This window comes from Jatrophihabitans fulvus, assembly GCF_054781375.1.
The window spans coordinates 1,630,540-1,645,938 of record NZ_BAAGUN010000001.1 but is presented as its reverse complement, the minus strand read 5'-3'; the positions used below and the strand labels follow the sequence as shown (position 1 = coordinate 1,645,938).

Below are 15,399 nucleotides of genomic sequence, written 5' to 3'. Positions count from 1 at the left end.
GCACGTGGCGGGCGCGCCGCCTCGGACTGCCGACCCGGACGGCGGTACCGTCGGACGGACGATGGCGACGAAACCCGAGGACCCGTCCGGGCCCCACGGCCGCGCCCGGCGCCTGCCCGGGCGGCGCGGGAGCGCGTCCGACCCCCGTGTCGCGGTGGCCGCGCTCGCGGGCTTCCTGCGCGACCGGCTCGCGGTCGCGTCGGATCGGGCGACCGCCGTCGCGGGCGAGATCGTCGGACAGCTCGCCGGACAGGTGACTGCCGACGCCATCGTCCCGCTGCTGCGGCAGCTCACCGGCAACACCGAGGTCGTCACCAGCGTGCGCGGCGGGCCGCCCGGCCTGGCGGCGGCGCGGCAGGTCGCCGTGGTCGTCGCTGGTGCGGCGGCCCCGTTCGCCCCCAACGCCTACGCGCGGGCCCGGTTGCTGCGTCAGCTGCACGCCACCGGCCTGCTCACCGCCGACGACGCCTACCGCATCGACAGCGCCGCCGGGCTCGTCCTCGACTCGCCGTTCCCGTCCGCCGCCGTCGTCGACGTCCGGGTCGAGCCCGCCGAGTCGCCCGCACCCGGTCCCGACGACCGGACGCGCCGGGGTCGACGCCGCCGCTCCGCCTGACTGACGTCGGCGTCCGCGCGGTCGTCGTGCGACACGACGAGCCCGGCGGTTGCGAACGGCGCCGAACGCCCGGGTGAGCGTGTTAGCGTGAATGTCCGTGGATCGAGCGCCGCAGGGCACCTATACGACACGGCATCTCTTCGTCACCGGTGGTGTGGCGTCCTCACTCGGCAAGGGCCTGACGGCCTCGAGCCTGGGCACGCTGTTGAAGGCGCGCGGGCTGCGGGTGACGATGCAGAAACTCGACCCGTACCTGAACGTCGACCCCGGGACGATGAACCCGTTCCAGCACGGCGAGGTCTTCGTGACCGAGGACGGTGCCGAGACCGACCTGGACATCGGCCACTACGAACGCTTCCTCGACACCGACCTGGTCGGGTCCGCGAACGTCACCACCGGCCAGGTGTACTCGAGCGTCATCGCGAAGGAGCGGCGCGGCGAGTACCTGGGCGACACCGTCCAGGTGATCCCGCACATCACCAACGAGATCAAGGACCGCATCACGGCGATGGCGGCGCCGGACGCCGACGGCCACGCCCCGCACATCGTCATCACCGAGATCGGCGGCACGGTCGGCGACATCGAGTCGCTGCCGTTCCTCGAGGCCGCCCGTCAGGTGCGTCACGAGGTCGGACGGGACAACTGCTTCTACCTGCACGTCTCGCTGGTGCCGTACCTGGCGCCGTCCGGTGAGCTGAAGACCAAGCCGACGCAGCACTCGGTCGCCGCGCTGCGCAGCATCGGCATCGCGCCCGACGCCGTCGTCTGCCGCTCCGACCGCGAGCTCCCCGAGAGCGTCAAACGCAAGATCGCGCTGATGTGCGACGTCGACACCGAGGCCGTCGTCGCGGCGGTCGACGCGCCGAGCATCTACGAGATCCCGAAGGTGCTGCACTCCGAGGGCCTCGACGCGTACGTGGTGCGGCGGCTCGGCCTGCCGTTCCGGGACGTCGACTGGACGGTCTGGGGCGATCTGCTCGACCGGGTGCACGACACCCGCGCCGACGTCACCGTCGCGCTGGTCGGCAAATACGTCGACCTGCCGGACGCGTACCTGTCGGTGGTCGAGGCGCTGCGGGCGGGCGGGTTCGCCCACCGCACCAAGGTCGCGATCAAGTGGGTGCCGTCGGACTCGTGCGAGACGCCGGCCGGCGCGGCCGCGGCGTTGGCCGGGGTCGACGGCATCGTGGTGCCCGGCGGGTTCGGCATCCGCGGCATCGAGGGCAAGGTCGGCGCGCTGCACCACGCCCGCGAACACGGGTTGCCCGCCCTGGGACTCTGCCTGGGACTGCAGTGCATGGTCATCGAGGCGGCCCGCCATCTCGCGGGCATCGCCGACGCCAACTCCGCCGAGTTCGCGCCCGAGACCGAACATCCGGTCATCGCCACGATGGCCAGCCAGGTGAAGGCGGTCGCGGGGGAGGCCGACCTCGGCGGCACCATGCGCCTCGGCTCGTACCCGGCCAACCTCGTCCCCGGATCGGTCGTGGCCCGCGCCTACGGCGCCACCGCGGTCACCGAACGCCACCGCCACCGCTACGAGGTCAACAACGACTACCGGGCCGACCTGGAGAAGGCCGGACTCGTCGTGTCGGGCGAGTCGCCGGACGGGCGGCTCGTCGAGTTCGTCGAGCTGCCCGCGGACGTCCACCCGTTCTATGCCTCGACGCAGGCCCACCCCGAGCTGAAGTCCCGTCCGACGCGGGCCCATCCGCTGTTCCGAGCGTTCGTGCAGGCGGCGCTGGACTACAACGACGCCGAGCGGTTGCCCGTCGCCATTCCCGAGCGCGCCGATCAGGACGCGGTGTCGCGTGGGTGAGCTGGACGACTTCGAACTGCTGTCGTCCGAGACCGTGTTCTCGGGCAAGGTGCTGACCGTCGCCGTCGACGAGGTCCGCATGCCCGACGGGTCGAGCGCGCACCGCGAGGTCGTGCGCAACCCCGGCGCCGTCGCCGTGGTCGCGCTCGACGACGAGGGCCGCGTGGTGCTGGTCAACCAGTACCGCCACCCGGTCGGCGCGCGGCTGGACGAGCTGCCCGCGGGCCTGCTCGACATGCCGGGCGAGTCGGCGCTCGAGGCGGCGCAGCGCGAGTTCGTCGAGGAGGCCGGCCTGCAGGCGCGGCGGTGGCACGTGCTCGTCGACCTGTTCTCGTCGCCGGGCATGTCCGACGAGGCGGTGCGCGTGTTCCTCGCCCGCGACCTGAGCCCGGTCGACCGCGGGGACTTCGCCCTCGAGCACGAGGAGGCGAGCATGACGGTGACACGGGAGCCGCTGACCGAGGCCGTCCGTCGCGTGATGGCAGGCACGATCACCAATGCGATCGCGGTCTCCGGAATCCTGGCCGCGGTGCACGGCCGGGCCACCGACTGGCGCCACCTGCGTCCGTCCGACGCGCCGTGGCCGGCCAAGCCGGAGTTCGGCGGGTGACGGTGGCCGCGGGAGCGGCGGGCACGGCGGGCACGGCCTCGGCGGCCGCGGTGCGGACGTACCTCGACCACCTGTCCGTCGAGCGGGGCGTCGCCGCCAACACGCTGAGCTCCTACCGGCGCGACCTGCACCGCTACCTGGACTTCCTCGCCGCCACGGGCGCCGACCGGTTGTCCGAGGTGGACGCGGCCGCGATCGGCGCGTTCCTGACCTACCTGCGCGAGGGCGACGCCGACCATCCGCCGCTGTCGGCGGCGTCGGCGGCCCGTGCTGTGGTCGCCGTCCGTGGCCTGCACCGCTTCGCGCTGCGCGAGGGCATCGTCGAGGTCGACGTGTCGCGCGAGGTCCGGCCGGCCGCGCCGCCCCGCCGGTTGCCCAAGGCGATCCCGCTCGAGGACGTCGAGCGGCTGCTCGAGGCGGCCGGGTACGCGCGCACCGCGCTCGCCCACCGCGACCGTGCTCTGCTCGAGCTGCTGTACGGCACCGGGGCCCGCATCTCGGAGGCCGTCGGGCTCGACGTCGACGACCTCGACCTGGTCGACAACACCGTGCTGCTGCGCGGCAAGGGCGGCAAGCACCGGCGGGTGCCGGTGGGCTCGTACGCGGCCAAGGCGCTGACCACGTACCTGACGCTGGCCCGGCCGGAACTCGCGACGCTGACGTCCGCGAACCGGTCCGTCGCCTCGCGGGTGTTCCTCAACGCCCGCGGAGGCCCGCTGTCGCGGCAGTCGGCGTGGGCGGTGCTGCGCAGCGCCGCCGAACGGGCCGGTATCGCGGCCGAGATCTCGCCGCACACGCTGCGCCACTCGTTCGCCACGCATCTCGTCGAGGGTGGCGCGGACGTGCGCGTGGTGCAGGAACTGCTGGGCCACGCATCGGTCACGACCACCCAGATCTACACCCTGGTCACCGTCGACACGCTGCGCGAGGTCTACGCCAGCAGCCATCCGCGGGCCGGACGCGCGGGGTCGCGTCGGCGCACGGGCTGACGTCCGCCTCGCGGGAGTTGCCTCGGTGTAGTTTCGGTGCGTCCGACAGGCCCGTCGGACGCGAAGGCGAAGGAGGCAGCGGCGTCGATGACCGAAGCTGACGGCACTCCCGCCGCACCCGCGGAGGCCGTCGAGTCCGACGCCCTGTTCGCGGTCGACCGGGCCAAGTCCGTCGACCCGGCCGCGGAGCGTTCCAAGCGGGTGGCTCCGGAGCCGCCGCCGCTCGAACGGCACGGCCCCGCGCGCGTCGTCTCGCTGTGCAACCAGAAGGGCGGCGTCGGCAAGACGACGTCCGCCATCAACCTCGGGGCCGCGCTCGCCGAGGTCGGCAGGCGGGTACTGCTCGTCGACTTCGACCCGCAGGGCGCGCTGTCGGTGGGCCTGGGCGTGCAGCCGCACCAGCTCGAGCTCACCAGCTACAACCTGCTGATGGAGCGCGGCGTGTCGATCGACGACGTGCTGCTGAAGACGTCCGTACCGGGCATCGACCTGCTTCCCAGCAACATCGACCTGTCCGCGGCGGAGATCCAGCTGGTGACCGAGGTGGCGCGGGAGCAGACGCTCGCGCGGGCGCTCGCGCCGGTGCTGCCCGAGTACGACTACGTGCTCATCGACTGCCAGCCGTCGCTGGGCCTGCTCACCGTGAACGCCCTGACGGCGTCGCACGGCGTGATCATCCCTCTCGAGTGCGAGTTCTTCAGCCTGCGCGGGGTCGCGCTGCTGATCGACACCATCGACAAGGTGCAGCATCGGCTCAACCCGGACCTGCAGCTCGACGGCATCCTCGCCACCATGTACGACGGGCGCACGCTGCACGGCCGCGAGGTCTTCCAGCGCGTGCTCGACGCGTTCGGCGACAAGGTCTACGACACCGTCATCACCCGCACCGTCCGCTTCCCCGAGACGACCGTCGCGGGAGAGCCGATCACCACGTGGGCACCGTCGTCCGGCGGGGCGAAGGCGTACCGCAACCTCGCGCGAGAGGTCATCGCGCGATCGTGATCGAGGACGACATCGACGCTGCCGACGGCACCGTGGTCGAGGTCGACGACGCCGCCGACATCGAGCTGGCCGAGCCCGTCGAGGGCGTCGACGCTCCGGAGACCGACGGGGCGTTCCGGGTGCGCCTCGACAACTTCGAGGGCCCCTTCGACCTGCTGCTGAACCTCATCAGCCGCCGGCAGCTGGACGTCACCGAGGTTGCGCTGTCGCAGGTCACCGACGAGTTCATCAGCTACCTCGCCGGCATGGACACCTACGACCTCGGCAAGGCCACCGAGTTCCTGGTCGTCGCGGCGACGCTGCTCGACCTGAAGGCGGCGCGGCTGCTGCCCGCCGCCGAGGTCGAGGACGAGGAGGACCTCGCGCTGCTCGAGGCGCGGGACCTGCTGTTCGCCCGGCTGCTGCAGTACCGGGCCTACAAGCTCGCCGCCGCGCACCTGCAGGAGCTCGACCGCCGCCAGGCGCAGCGCCACGGCCGCGCCGTCGAGCTCGAGGCCCGCTTCGCGGAACTGCTGCCCGAGGTCGACATCGGGGTCAGCCCCGAGCGCTTCGCGGCCATCGCGGCCGGGGCGTTCGCGCCCAAACCCGTGCCGGTGGTCGCCACCGACCACGTGCACGCGCCGCAGGTCAGCGTGGCCGAGCACATGGGGATCCTGCGCAGCCGGCTGCGCCGGCAGGGCGCGGCGACGTTCCGCGCGCTCGTCGCCGACTGCGCGATCACGCTCGAGGTGGTGGCCCGCTTCTTGGGGTTGCTCGAGCTGTACCGCGAGGGGTCGGTGACCTTCGACCAGGCCGAGGCGTTGTCGGAACTGCTGGTCCGCTGGACCGGCGGCGAGAACGACGACGAGGACGACGCTGTCGCGGCGAACGCCGCGGACGAGGAGTACCAGTGACCGCACCCGAGAACCCCGACGGCACCGCCGTCCCCGGGCCCACCGCCGCACCGACCGACGAGGCGGACACGTCCACGGACACCGCCCCCGACACGTTCGCGGACACCGCCGAAGCCACCGTCGACGGCATGGCTGCCGACGCTGGTGCGCACGAACCGGCGGGCGACCCGCTGGACGGCATCCGGGTCGCGAGCGAGGCCGACGTGGTGGCGACCGAGATCGAGGTGCCCGTCGAGGAGGAGCCGGAGCAGTTGCCGGGCGTGCTGGCCGCCAGGCTGGCCGACCCCGACGAGTTGCGTTCGGCCATCGAGGCGGTGCTGTTCGTCGTCGAGGCGCCGGTGACGGTGACGATGCTGGCGGCCACGCTCGAACAGACGACGGACGCCGTGCAGCAGGCGCTCGACGAGCTGCGGACGGCCTACGACGAACGCTCCGCCGGCATGGAACTGCGCGAGGTCGCCGGTGGGGTGCGGCTCTACACCCGCGCCGAGCACGCCGATGTCGTCGAGCACTTCCTGCGCGACGGCCAGAAGAGCCGGTTGAGCCAGGCGGCGCTCGAGACGCTCGCGGTCATCGCGTACCGGCAGCCCGTCACGCGCGCGCGGGTGTCGGCCATCCGCGGCGTCAACGTCGACGGCGTGGTGCGCACCCTGCTCGCCCGCGGACTCGTCGTCGAGGTCGGCAGCGACCCGATCAGCGGCGGCGGGCTGTTCCGCACCACCGACCTGTTCCTCGAACGGATGGGCCTGCGCAGCCTCGACGAACTGCCCTCGCTCGCCCCGCTGCTGCCCGACGTCGACACGGTCGACGACCTCGACGGCTTCGGCAACGATCTCGACGCCGGTCTCGACAGCGCCGACGCCCCGTCGCCGTCCGCCCCCGCCGTGCTCACGTCCGAGCGCGACTGAACGACGAGCGGACATGACGAACACCGCGGACGGCGTCCGGCTGCAGAAGGTGCTCGCCGGGGCGGGGATCGGGTCCCGGCGCAAGGCCGAGGAACTCATCGCCGCCGGGCGGGTGACCGTCGACGGTCGGGTCGCCCTGCTCGGGGCGCGGGTCGACCCCGCCCACGCGGTGATCCACGTCGACGGCGACCGCATCGAGGTACGCGAGGAGCTCGTACACCTCGCGCTCAACAAGCCGCGCGGCGTGCTGAGCGCGATGAGCGACGAGCGGGGCCGTCCGACCGTCGGTGACCTCGTCGCGCAACTCGTCGACTCGACCGAGGGCCTGTTCCACGTCGGGCGTCTCGACGCCGACAGCGAGGGGTTGCTGCTGCTCACCAACGACGGCGACCTCGCGCACACCCTCATGCACCCGTCGTTCGGGGTGCGCAAGACGTACCTCGCGACGGTGCCCGGTCCGGTCGCGAAGACGGTCGGACGGCAGCTTCTCGCCGGAGTCGAGCTGGACGACGGCCCCGCGAAGGCCGACACGTTCCGGGTGGTGCAGACCCAGAACGACCGCGCGATCGTCGAGATCGTGCTGCACGAGGGACGCAAGCACATCGTGCGCCGCATGCTCGCCTCGGTCGGCCACCCGGTCGAGCGGCTCGTGCGCACCAGCATCGGTCCGGTCCGGCTGGGCAGCCAGCGCGCGGGAACCGTCCGTCCGCTGTCGCGCGAGGAACTCGCGGGACTGCACCACCTGGCCGAGCAGGCGTGACCGCGGCGACCCGTCGGGCTCGGCCGGACGGGCCCGTCCGGCACGGTCCGTAAGCTCGTCGGCGTGACTGAGCGCTACACCGGGGTCGTCGCACTCGACGGCCCATCCGGCACGGGCAAGTCGACGGTCGCGCGGCGCCTCGCGCAGCGCCTGGGGGCCCGATACCTCGACACCGGCGCGATGTACCGCGCCGCCACCGTCGCGGCGCTGCGCGCCGGCGTCCCGCTCGACGACGCCGTCGCCATCGCCCAGGTGGTCGAGGCCGCCCGCATCGACATCTCCACCGACCCGCAGCAGGCGTCCGTGCGCCTCGACGGCGACGCGGTCGACACCGAGATCCGCAGTGGCGAGACCACCGCCGCGGTGTCGGCGGTCTCGGCGGTGCCGAGCGTGCGGGCGCAGCTCGTGGCGCAGCAGCGGGAGCTGATCGACGACGGCGGCATCGTGGTCGAGGGCCGCGACATCGGCTCGGTCGTGTGGCCGACCGCCCGTCCGAAGGTCTACCTGACGGCCAGCCCCGAGGTGCGCGCGCAGCGGCGCGCGAAAGAACTCGACGCCGACGTCGAGGCGATCGCCGGTGACATCGCCCGCCGCGACGGACTCGACAGCTCCCGCGCGGCGAGCCCGCTCGCGCAGGCCGCCGACGCCGTCGAGCTCGACACCTCCGAGCTGGACATCGACCAGGTCGTCGACCGGCTCGTCGACCTCGCGACCGGCTCGTCGTGAGCGAGGTGTCGGACGACCCGGGCGGCGACGTCGAGGTCCTGCCCGTCGTCGCCGTGGTCGGGCGTCCCAACGTCGGCAAGTCGACGCTGGTCAACCGGCTGCTGGGCCGGCGCGAAGCGGTCGTGCAGGACATTCCCGGCGTCACGCGCGACCGCATCGCCTACGACGCGCTGTGGAACGGCCGCCGGTTCACGCTCGTCGACACCGGCGGATGGGAGCCCGACGCCCGCGGCCTGCAGGCGATGGTGTCGGCCCAGGCGGAGCGGGCGGTCGCGAGCGCCGACGTCGTGCTCTTCGTGATCGACGGCCGTACCGGCGCCACCGAGACCGACCTGACCGTGGCGCGCACGCTGCGCCGCGGCGACAAGCCCGTCGTGCTCGCCGCCACCAAGGTCGACGACCAGCGCTTCGAGCCCGACACCGCCGAGCTGTGGCGGCTCGGGCTGGGGGAGCCCTACCCCGTCAGCGGCCTGCACGGCCGTGGCAGCGGCGACCTGCTCGACGTGCTGCTCGACGCCATGCCCGACGCCCCGCCCGACCGCGAGGACGAGGAACTCGGGCCGCGTCGCGTGGCCCTGGTCGGGCGACCCAACGTCGGCAAGTCGAGCCTGCTGAACCGGCTGACGGGGGAGGAGCGCTCCGTCGTCGACAGCGTCGCCGGCACCACCGTCGACCCCGTCGACAGCCTGGTCGACCTCGGCGGCGAGACGTGGCGGTTCGTCGACACCGCCGGCCTGCGCAAGCGGGTGCGGCAGGCCACGGGCATGGAGTACTACGCCAGTCTCCGTACCGCCGCCGCCATCGAGGCGGCCGAGGTCGCCGTCGTGCTGCTCGACGCCTCGGAGGTGATCAGCGAGCAGGACCAGCGGGTGATCTCGGAGGTCACGGACGCCGGCCGCGCGCTGGTGCTGGCGTTCAACAAATGGGACCTGCTCGACGACGACCGCCGGGACCGACTCGAACGCGAGATCGAGCGCGACATGGCCCGCATCGCGTGGGCGCCCCGCGTGAACGTGTCGGCGCGCACCGGCCGGGCGGTCGACCGGCTCGCGGCGGCACTGCGCACCTCGCTCGAGTCGTGGGACCGCCGCATCCCGACCGGACGGCTCAACAGCTGGCTCGCCGAGGTGGTCTCCGCGACCCCGCCGCCCGCCCGGGGCGGGCGCGCGCCCAGGGTGCTGTTCGCGACCCAGGCGGACATCAGGCCGCCGCGGTTCGTGCTGTTCACCACCGGCTTCCTCGAGGCCGGCTACCGCCGCTTCATCGAGCGTCGGCTGCGGGAGGACTTCGGTTTCACCGGCACGCCGATCGAGATCTCGGTCAAGGTGCGGGAGAAGCGGAAGCGGTAGTCAGCAGGTCTCCGCGCCGCAACACGCAGAAGCGCGCGTAGGGGGCGAGCGTGATCGAATACCGACCCGCCACAGCCTCTACCGGGATCAGGTAACCGTCGAGGCGGCTGTCGACCACGAAGAAGCTGTCGATCTCGTCGTGGGCGTAGGTCTGGCGTCCGACGCGTCGAGAGGTCGACAACGACACGGTGTCCTTCGTCTTGGCACGCGCGACCGTGGTCTTGACCTGCACCCGGCGCAGACGTCCGGCCGAGTCGACGAGCAGGTCGTAACGCGCGGGCTCGAGCGGCCAGCTGACGGCGTGACCCCGGACGAGGAACCAGGCGGCTGCGAGGTTGGGTGCGGCTCGGCGCAGGAACTCGGGGCGTGGTGGCTCGCCGGTCGCAGTGTCTGGAGGGACGACGGGCGCGGCGAGGTGAGCGGTGTCGAGAGCCAATCTGGCCGCATGTCCGCGCACGGTGACGATGCTGTCGCCGTCGAACAGGCCGAGACGTCCCGCCACCTCCGTCCACGACCTCGACCGTGTCACGGCGTCGGCCAGGGCGCTGTCGGACCACCGCCGTTGGCCGGTGAAGTGCGAATAGTCCAAGGCAAGGTCATCGGCTCGGCGCCGCGCTGCCCGCAGCGATCCGGCCGAGGTCGGGGTCAGACCGAGGCGTCGCAGCACGTCCCGCCAGGACCGGGCGGCGACGATCGCGGCGGCGAGTTCTTCGTTCGTGTAAGCCACAGCCCGACGGTAGGTATGGGCACCGACACTTTCGAACCTCCGCGCACGCCTGCGATAGGCTGAGTCGTCGAACGGGACGTGGCTCAGGTTGGTAGAGCACTCGGCTGGGGGCCGAGGGGTCGCAGGTTCAAATCCTGTCGTCCCGACCAGATCGAAGGGCGGCGCGAGGGGGTCGGATGACGTCCGACTCCTCCGCCGGTCCTCCGATCCATGACCGCATCTGGACCATCCCCAACGCGCTGAGCGTGGTGCGGCTGCTGGGCGTGCCGCTGTTCCTGTACCTGCTGCTCGGGCCCGAGGCCGATCTGTGGGCACTGCTGATCCTGATGCTGTCGGGCTTCACCGACTGGCTCGACGGCGTGCTGGCGCGGGCGCTCGACCAGACGAGCCGCTTCGGGGCGTTGCTCGACCCCGCGGCCGACCGGCTGTACATCCTCGCCACCCTCGTGGGGCTGGTGCTGCGCGACGTGATCCCGCTGTGGCTCGCGATCGTCATCGTCGGACGCGACCTCGTGCTCGGCGTGACGCTGCCGCTGCTGCGGCGCGCGGGCTGGGGTCCGCCCGAGGTGCACTATCTCGGCAAGGCGGCGACGTTCTGCCTGCTCTACGCCTTCCCGCTGCTGCTGCTCGGCACCTACGAGGGGTGGCTCGCCGACACCGCGCGTGCGACGGCGTGGGCGTTCACCATCTGGGGCACCGCGCTGTACCTGTGGGCCGGCGCCGTTTACCTCCATCAGGTGGTCGGGCTGCTGCGCCGCCCCGATGCGATCGTGCCGTCCGCGGGCGCCGGGGCGCGGTCGTGACCCCGTCCCCAACCCGGCGCAACGGCGCCCCGCAGCTGCTGCTCGACCTCGTCGAGAACCACCTCGACCCCGGGTACGCCGCCGCGGCCGCGCGGCGCGCCGACCGTCCCTCCGGTGGACGTCGCCGTCTCGACACCCCGCTCGCGGCGATCGGCGCCCTCGTCATCGGATTCCTGCTGGTCGTCGCGTACGTGCACACCAACCGCGGCGCGCCCGAGGCCCAGCGGGTGCACGACCGGCTGGTCGAACGGGTGCGCGCGGCACAGGCCGGTGCCGACGACCTCGCCGACGATCTCGACCGGGTCGAGACCGACCTCGACCGCGAACAGGCGGCGGCGCTGCCGTCGGGCGGCGCGCTGTCGCGCGAACTCACCCGGGCCCAACTGGCCGCCGGTGAGCTGCCCGTCACGGGGCCGGGGTTGCGGGTCACGTTGAGCGAGCCGAAGAACTCGGGCTCGTCCGGTGCCCCCCAGCGCGGCGGATCCGTCCCCATCGGCGCCACGCATATCCTCACCGACCGTGACGTGCGGGCGGTGGTCAACGAACTGTGGCGCGACGGCGCCGAGGCGATCGCGGTGAACGGCGTCCGGCTGACGCCCACCAGTGCGATCCGCTTCGCCGGCGAAGCGGTTCTCGTCGACTTCCAGCCCATCACCTCGCCGTACCGGATCGAGGCGATCGGGGACGCCGACACCTTGGCCACCGACTTCGCCCAGAGCGCCGTCGCCGCGCGGTACCAGACCCGCGCCGGCGCGCTCGGCATCGGCTTCGGCTTCGCCAACCAGTCGAGCCTCGAGCTGCCGGCGGCGTCGGCCGTCTCGCCCCGCTACGCCGTCCCCGCGCCGTCGGCGAGCAGCCGGTGATCGCCGCTCTCGCGCTCGTCGCCGGCGTGGTGCTCGGGCTGATCTTCCGCCCGACCGTCCCCGAGTGGCTCGAGCCGTACCTGCCGATCGCCGTCGTCGCGGCGCTCGACGCCGTGTTCGGCGGCATCCGCGCCCGCCTCGACGGCATCTTCGACGCCAAGGTGTTCGTCGTGTCGTTCGTGTCGAACGTGCTCGTCGCCGCGCTGATCGTGTTCCTCGGCGACAAGCTGGGCGTCGGCGGGCAGCTGTCGACTGCGGTCGTGGTCGTGCTCGGCATCCGCATCTTCGGCAACGCGGCCGCGATCCGCCGTCACGTGTTCCGGGCCTGAGATGGACGAGCCCGACAGCCGGCACGAGCAGCCGGACCAGAGCGACCGGACGAACGGCACGGCAGAGACGAAGGGCACGGCAGAGACGAAGGGCACGGCAGAGACGGACGGCACGGACGACGCGACCGCCGCCGCCGAGGCCGCTCCCGAGGTCGCGAGCACCCCCATCCCCGCCGACCACCCGGCGCGGCGGCGCTACTGGCTGACCGGGCGGCACGCGTCCGCCGCGGTCATCGGGATCCTCACCCTGTTGCTGGGCTTCGCGATCGTCGTCCAGGTCCGCGCGAACTCGTCCGACGACGCGTTGAGCGGGCTGCGCGAGGACGACCTCATCGGCATCCTCGACAACCAGAACGCCCGCGCCGACCGATTGCGGCGTCAGATCGCCGAGCTGCAGGACACGCTCAACCGGCTCAAGGACAGCGGCGACCGCGCCGCCGCCGCACGGCAGCAGGCCCGACGTGAGGCGGACGCTTTGGGCGTGCTGCTCGGCACCGTGCCGGCCACCGGTCCCGGCGTCGTCGTCACGATCACAGACCCCGACCGCAAGCTCGGCGGCGAGGACCTGCTCGACGTCGTCCAGGAACTGCGCGGCGCGGGTGCCGAGGCGATCCAGTTCGGTTCGGCCACGACGCAGGGCGTGCGGGTCACGACGACGACGTCGCTGGCCGGCAGCGGCACGGCGGACGATCCCGTGACGGTCGACGGCACCGCGCTGCAGCCGCCTTACCGCGTGATCGCGATCGGCGAGGCGTCGACCCTGGACACGGCCCTCAACATCCCCGGCGGTATCGCCGCGGTGGTGCGTGCGGCGGGCGGTGAGCTCTCGGTCTCCGAGCGGGCCCGGGTCGCCGTCACCGTCACCCGGACACTGCCGCCGTTGCGGCACGTGCGACCCAGATAGGCGTCCGACCGCCCCGCGGACATGCCCCGTGCCGTGGGTAGTGTCAGTGCGCGCGGCCGCACCCGGCCGTGGTTTCGGCAGCACGAGCAGGCTCGTTCTACCCCGGAGGTCAGCAGCGCATGTCCGACGTCCCCGAGGACCTCAAGTACACCGCCGAGCACGAGTGGGTCCGCTCGTCCGACGGCGCGGCCGCGGTCCGTGTCGGCATCACCGACTACGCGCAGGAGTCGCTCGGCGACATCGTCTACGTCTCCCTGCCCGACGTCGGCGCGACCGTCGAGAAGGGTGCGAGCATCGGCGAGGTCGAGTCGACCAAGAGCGTCTCCGAAATCTTCGCGCCGCTCAGCGGGTCGGTGACGGCGCGCAACGACGCCCTCGACGACCAGCCCGAACTGATCAACTCCGACCCGTACGGCGAGGGGTGGCTGTTCGAGGTGGAACCGTCCGAGACCGGCGAGCTCGACGACCTGCTCGACCCCGCGTCCTACGGCACGCTCGCCGGATGACCGGCGCCGCCGCGGGAGGCGTCGGACGCCCGCGGCAACCGTCGACCCTCGATTGACCCTCGCGCAGAGCCGGTTCTAGGCTCGGCGCACTCGCCGACGCGACATCCGTCCTGATCATCACCCCGATCCCACGTCGATCCCGTGGGCCTGAGACACCACCAGGCGCCCGCACGGTCGACCAGCAGTCATGAACCTGAAAGGTGGCCGCGTGTTCTGTACCGCCTGTGGCAGCGAGAACCAGCCGGGAAGTCACTTCTGCGGCCAGTGCGGCGCCGCACTCCCGGTGGCGGCGTCCGGCGGCACCGACGTGACCTCGACGATCAACCCGACCACGGGTTCGCTGCCCGACACCGATTCCGAGTTCTCGGTCGAGCCGCACCAGGGTGCCGTCGACGCGCTCACGCCCGGATCGGCCCTGCTGGTCGTGAAGCGCGGCCCCAACGCGGGCAGCCGATTCCTGCTCGACCAGGACGTCACCTCGGCGGGTCGCCACCCGGACAGCGACATCTTCCTGGACGATGTGACCGTGAGTCGCCGGCACGCCGAGTTCCGCCGTGAGGGCAGCGGCTACACCGTCCACGACGTGGGGTCGCTCAACGGCAGCTACGTGAACCGCGAGCGCATCGACGCGGCGCCGCTCTCCGGTGGTGACGAGGTGCAGATCGGCAAGTTCCGGCTCGTCTACCTCACCGCCGCGGTGCGCACCGGCGCCGGCACCCAGAACGCGTGATGGCGTCCCCGGCATCGCAGGGTGGTGCGGCCGGCCGGGCCGGCGGGGCGGGCACGCTCACCATCGGTGACGTGCTCGCGCACCTCAAGGTCGACTTTCCCGACCTCACGATCAGCAAGATCCGCTTCCTCGAGGGCGAGGGGTTGGTCCAGCCGCAGCGCACGCCGTCGGGGTACCGCAAGTTCTCGGCGTCGGACGTTGCGCGGCTGCGCTACGTGCTGTCGCAGCAGCGTGACCACTACCTGCCGCTGAAGGTCATCAAGGAGCAGCTCGAGGCGATCGACCGCGGGCTCGTCCCGCCGGGCACCTCGACCGACAGTCCCCGTCCGTCCCACGTCGCGCTCGCGACCATCGCCGACAACGCGCCGACGGCCGAGCACTTCCGCAGTGCGAACCCGGCGATGCGCCTGTCGCGGCAGGAGCTGGCGAACGCCGCCGGTCTGCGCGACGAGCAGCTGCGCGAGCTCGAGCAGTTCGGGCTCATCGTCGCCAAGCCCGGCGGGCACTACGACGACGACGCCCTCGCCGTCGCGCGCATCGTCGCCGACCTCGCCCGCTTCGGCCTCGAGGGCCGCCACCTGCGTGCCTTCCGCACCGCCGCCGAACGTGAGGTCGGCCTGTTCGCGCAGGTCGTCGGGCCGCACGGCGGCAAGCGCACCAACGAGGCACGCGCCCGCGCGGACGAGACGATGCGCGAGCTCGCCGCCCTGTCGGTGCGACTGCACGCGGCGCTCGTGCAGATCGGCCTGCGCGAGGTCATCGGCGGCAGCTGAGCCGACCCCTCCGGCGCGCGAACGTGTAGCGTCGGAGGGCAGCAGCTGGCGCTGCGCGTGCCCCACCCGGATGTCTGGAAGGTCAGCGATCG

General features: G+C 72.6%; 18 protein-coding genes and 1 tRNA gene. 18 read left to right on the top strand and 1 reads right to left on the bottom strand.

The genetic code is table 11. The features are described 5' to 3' along the window. Positions 1–61 precede the first annotated feature (61 nt). The 10 genes from ACYVP9_RS08025 to der all read left to right on the top strand — a co-directional run bounded on the left by ACYVP9_RS08025 (position 62) and on the right by der (position 9,672). On the top strand, positions 62–616 hold the full coding sequence (locus ACYVP9_RS08025; protein ID WP_460604170.1) for a hypothetical protein: 555 nt from the start codon (positions 62–64) through the stop codon (positions 614–616). Between the two features lie 97 nt (positions 617–713). After that, positions 714–2,435 carry a CTP synthase gene (locus tag ACYVP9_RS08020; RefSeq protein WP_460604169.1) on the top strand — a complete coding sequence of 574 codons (1,722 nt, stop codon included), beginning with the start codon at positions 714–716 and terminating at the stop codon, positions 2,433–2,435. After that, entirely contained in the window at positions 2,428–3,045 is a 618-nt protein-coding gene (locus ACYVP9_RS08015) for an NUDIX hydrolase (protein WP_460604168.1), read from the top strand. Before ACYVP9_RS08020 ends, ACYVP9_RS08015 begins: the two co-directional genes overlap by 8 nt. A gap of 2 nt (positions 3,046–3,047) precedes the next feature. Further along, positions 3,048–4,034: a site-specific tyrosine recombinase XerD gene (gene xerD / locus ACYVP9_RS08010; protein ID WP_460604327.1), complete on the top strand. Its 987-nt coding sequence runs from the start codon at positions 3,048–3,050 to the stop codon at positions 4,032–4,034. Positions 4,035–4,121: 87 nt separating this feature from the next. Beyond that, the gene (locus ACYVP9_RS08005; RefSeq protein WP_460604167.1) at positions 4,122–5,036 is read left to right on the top strand and encodes a ParA family protein; all 915 of its coding nucleotides are present in this window, start codon (positions 4,122–4,124) and stop codon (positions 5,034–5,036) included. Next, the gene (locus tag ACYVP9_RS08000; protein ID WP_460604166.1) at positions 5,033–5,929 is read left to right on the top strand and encodes a segregation and condensation protein A; all 897 of its coding nucleotides are present in this window, start codon (positions 5,033–5,035) and stop codon (positions 5,927–5,929) included. Before ACYVP9_RS08005 ends, ACYVP9_RS08000 begins: the two co-directional genes overlap by 4 nt. Further along, positions 5,926–6,837 carry an SMC-Scp complex subunit ScpB gene (scpB, locus tag ACYVP9_RS07995; protein WP_460604165.1) on the top strand — a complete coding sequence of 304 codons (912 nt, stop codon included), beginning with the start codon at positions 5,926–5,928 and terminating at the stop codon, positions 6,835–6,837. Before ACYVP9_RS08000 ends, scpB begins: the two co-directional genes overlap by 4 nt. Positions 6,838–6,850: 13 nt before the next feature. Beyond that, a complete protein-coding gene (locus ACYVP9_RS07990) occupies positions 6,851–7,597 on the top strand; it encodes a pseudouridine synthase (protein ID WP_460604164.1) in 747 nt (248 codons plus the stop codon). A 63-nt stretch (positions 7,598–7,660) separates the two neighbouring features. After that, a complete protein-coding gene (cmk, locus tag ACYVP9_RS07985) occupies positions 7,661–8,323 on the top strand; it encodes a (d)CMP kinase (RefSeq protein WP_460604163.1) in 663 nt (220 codons plus the stop codon). Continuing rightward, the gene (gene der, locus ACYVP9_RS07980; RefSeq protein ID WP_460604162.1) at positions 8,320–9,672 is read left to right on the top strand and encodes a ribosome biogenesis GTPase Der; all 1,353 of its coding nucleotides are present in this window, start codon (positions 8,320–8,322) and stop codon (positions 9,670–9,672) included. The genes cmk and der overlap by 4 nt, the downstream gene beginning before the upstream one ends. Here the strand turns inward: der and ACYVP9_RS07975 are convergent. Continuing rightward, complete coding sequence (locus ACYVP9_RS07975; RefSeq protein ID WP_460604161.1) at positions 9,644–10,399, bottom strand: PDDEXK-like family protein; 756 nt, start codon at positions 10,397–10,399, stop codon at positions 9,644–9,646. The two genes, der and ACYVP9_RS07975, sit on opposite strands and share 29 nt — an antisense overlap. Positions 10,400–10,471: 72 nt before the next feature. Between ACYVP9_RS07975 and ACYVP9_RS07970 the strand changes: the two genes are divergently transcribed. The 8 genes from ACYVP9_RS07970 to ftsR all read left to right on the top strand — a co-directional run bounded on the left by ACYVP9_RS07970 (position 10,472) and on the right by ftsR (position 15,307). Then, a tRNA-Pro gene (locus ACYVP9_RS07970) sits at positions 10,472–10,548 on the top strand. 27 nt (positions 10,549–10,575) lie between these two features. Next, entirely contained in the window at positions 10,576–11,202 is a 627-nt protein-coding gene (locus ACYVP9_RS07965) for a CDP-alcohol phosphatidyltransferase family protein (protein WP_460604160.1), read from the top strand. Further along, a complete protein-coding gene (locus ACYVP9_RS07960; protein ID WP_460604159.1) occupies positions 11,199–12,065 on the top strand; it encodes a DUF881 domain-containing protein in 867 nt (288 codons plus the stop codon). The genes ACYVP9_RS07965 and ACYVP9_RS07960 overlap by 4 nt, the downstream gene beginning before the upstream one ends. Continuing rightward, entirely contained in the window at positions 12,062–12,394 is a 333-nt protein-coding gene (locus ACYVP9_RS07955; RefSeq protein ID WP_460604158.1) for a small basic family protein, read from the top strand. Before ACYVP9_RS07960 ends, ACYVP9_RS07955 begins: the two co-directional genes overlap by 4 nt. 1 nt (position 12,395) lies before the next feature. Beyond that, the gene (locus ACYVP9_RS07950) at positions 12,396–13,298 is read left to right on the top strand and encodes a DUF881 domain-containing protein (protein WP_460604157.1); all 903 of its coding nucleotides are present in this window, start codon (positions 12,396–12,398) and stop codon (positions 13,296–13,298) included. A 119-nt stretch (positions 13,299–13,417) separates the two neighbouring features. After that, positions 13,418–13,804, top strand: a complete 387-nt coding sequence (gene gcvH, locus ACYVP9_RS07945; protein ID WP_460604156.1) for a glycine cleavage system protein H — start codon at positions 13,418–13,420, stop codon at positions 13,802–13,804. Between the two features lie 208 nt (positions 13,805–14,012). Next, positions 14,013–14,534 carry an oxoglutarate dehydrogenase inhibitor Odhl gene (gene odhI / locus ACYVP9_RS07940; protein WP_460604155.1) on the top strand — a complete coding sequence of 174 codons (522 nt, stop codon included), beginning with the start codon at positions 14,013–14,015 and terminating at the stop codon, positions 14,532–14,534. Further along, positions 14,534–15,307, top strand: a complete 774-nt coding sequence (ftsR, locus tag ACYVP9_RS07935; RefSeq protein WP_460604154.1) for a MerR family transcriptional regulator — start codon at positions 14,534–14,536, stop codon at positions 15,305–15,307. The genes odhI and ftsR overlap by 1 nt, the downstream gene beginning before the upstream one ends. Positions 15,308–15,399 lie beyond the last annotated feature (92 nt).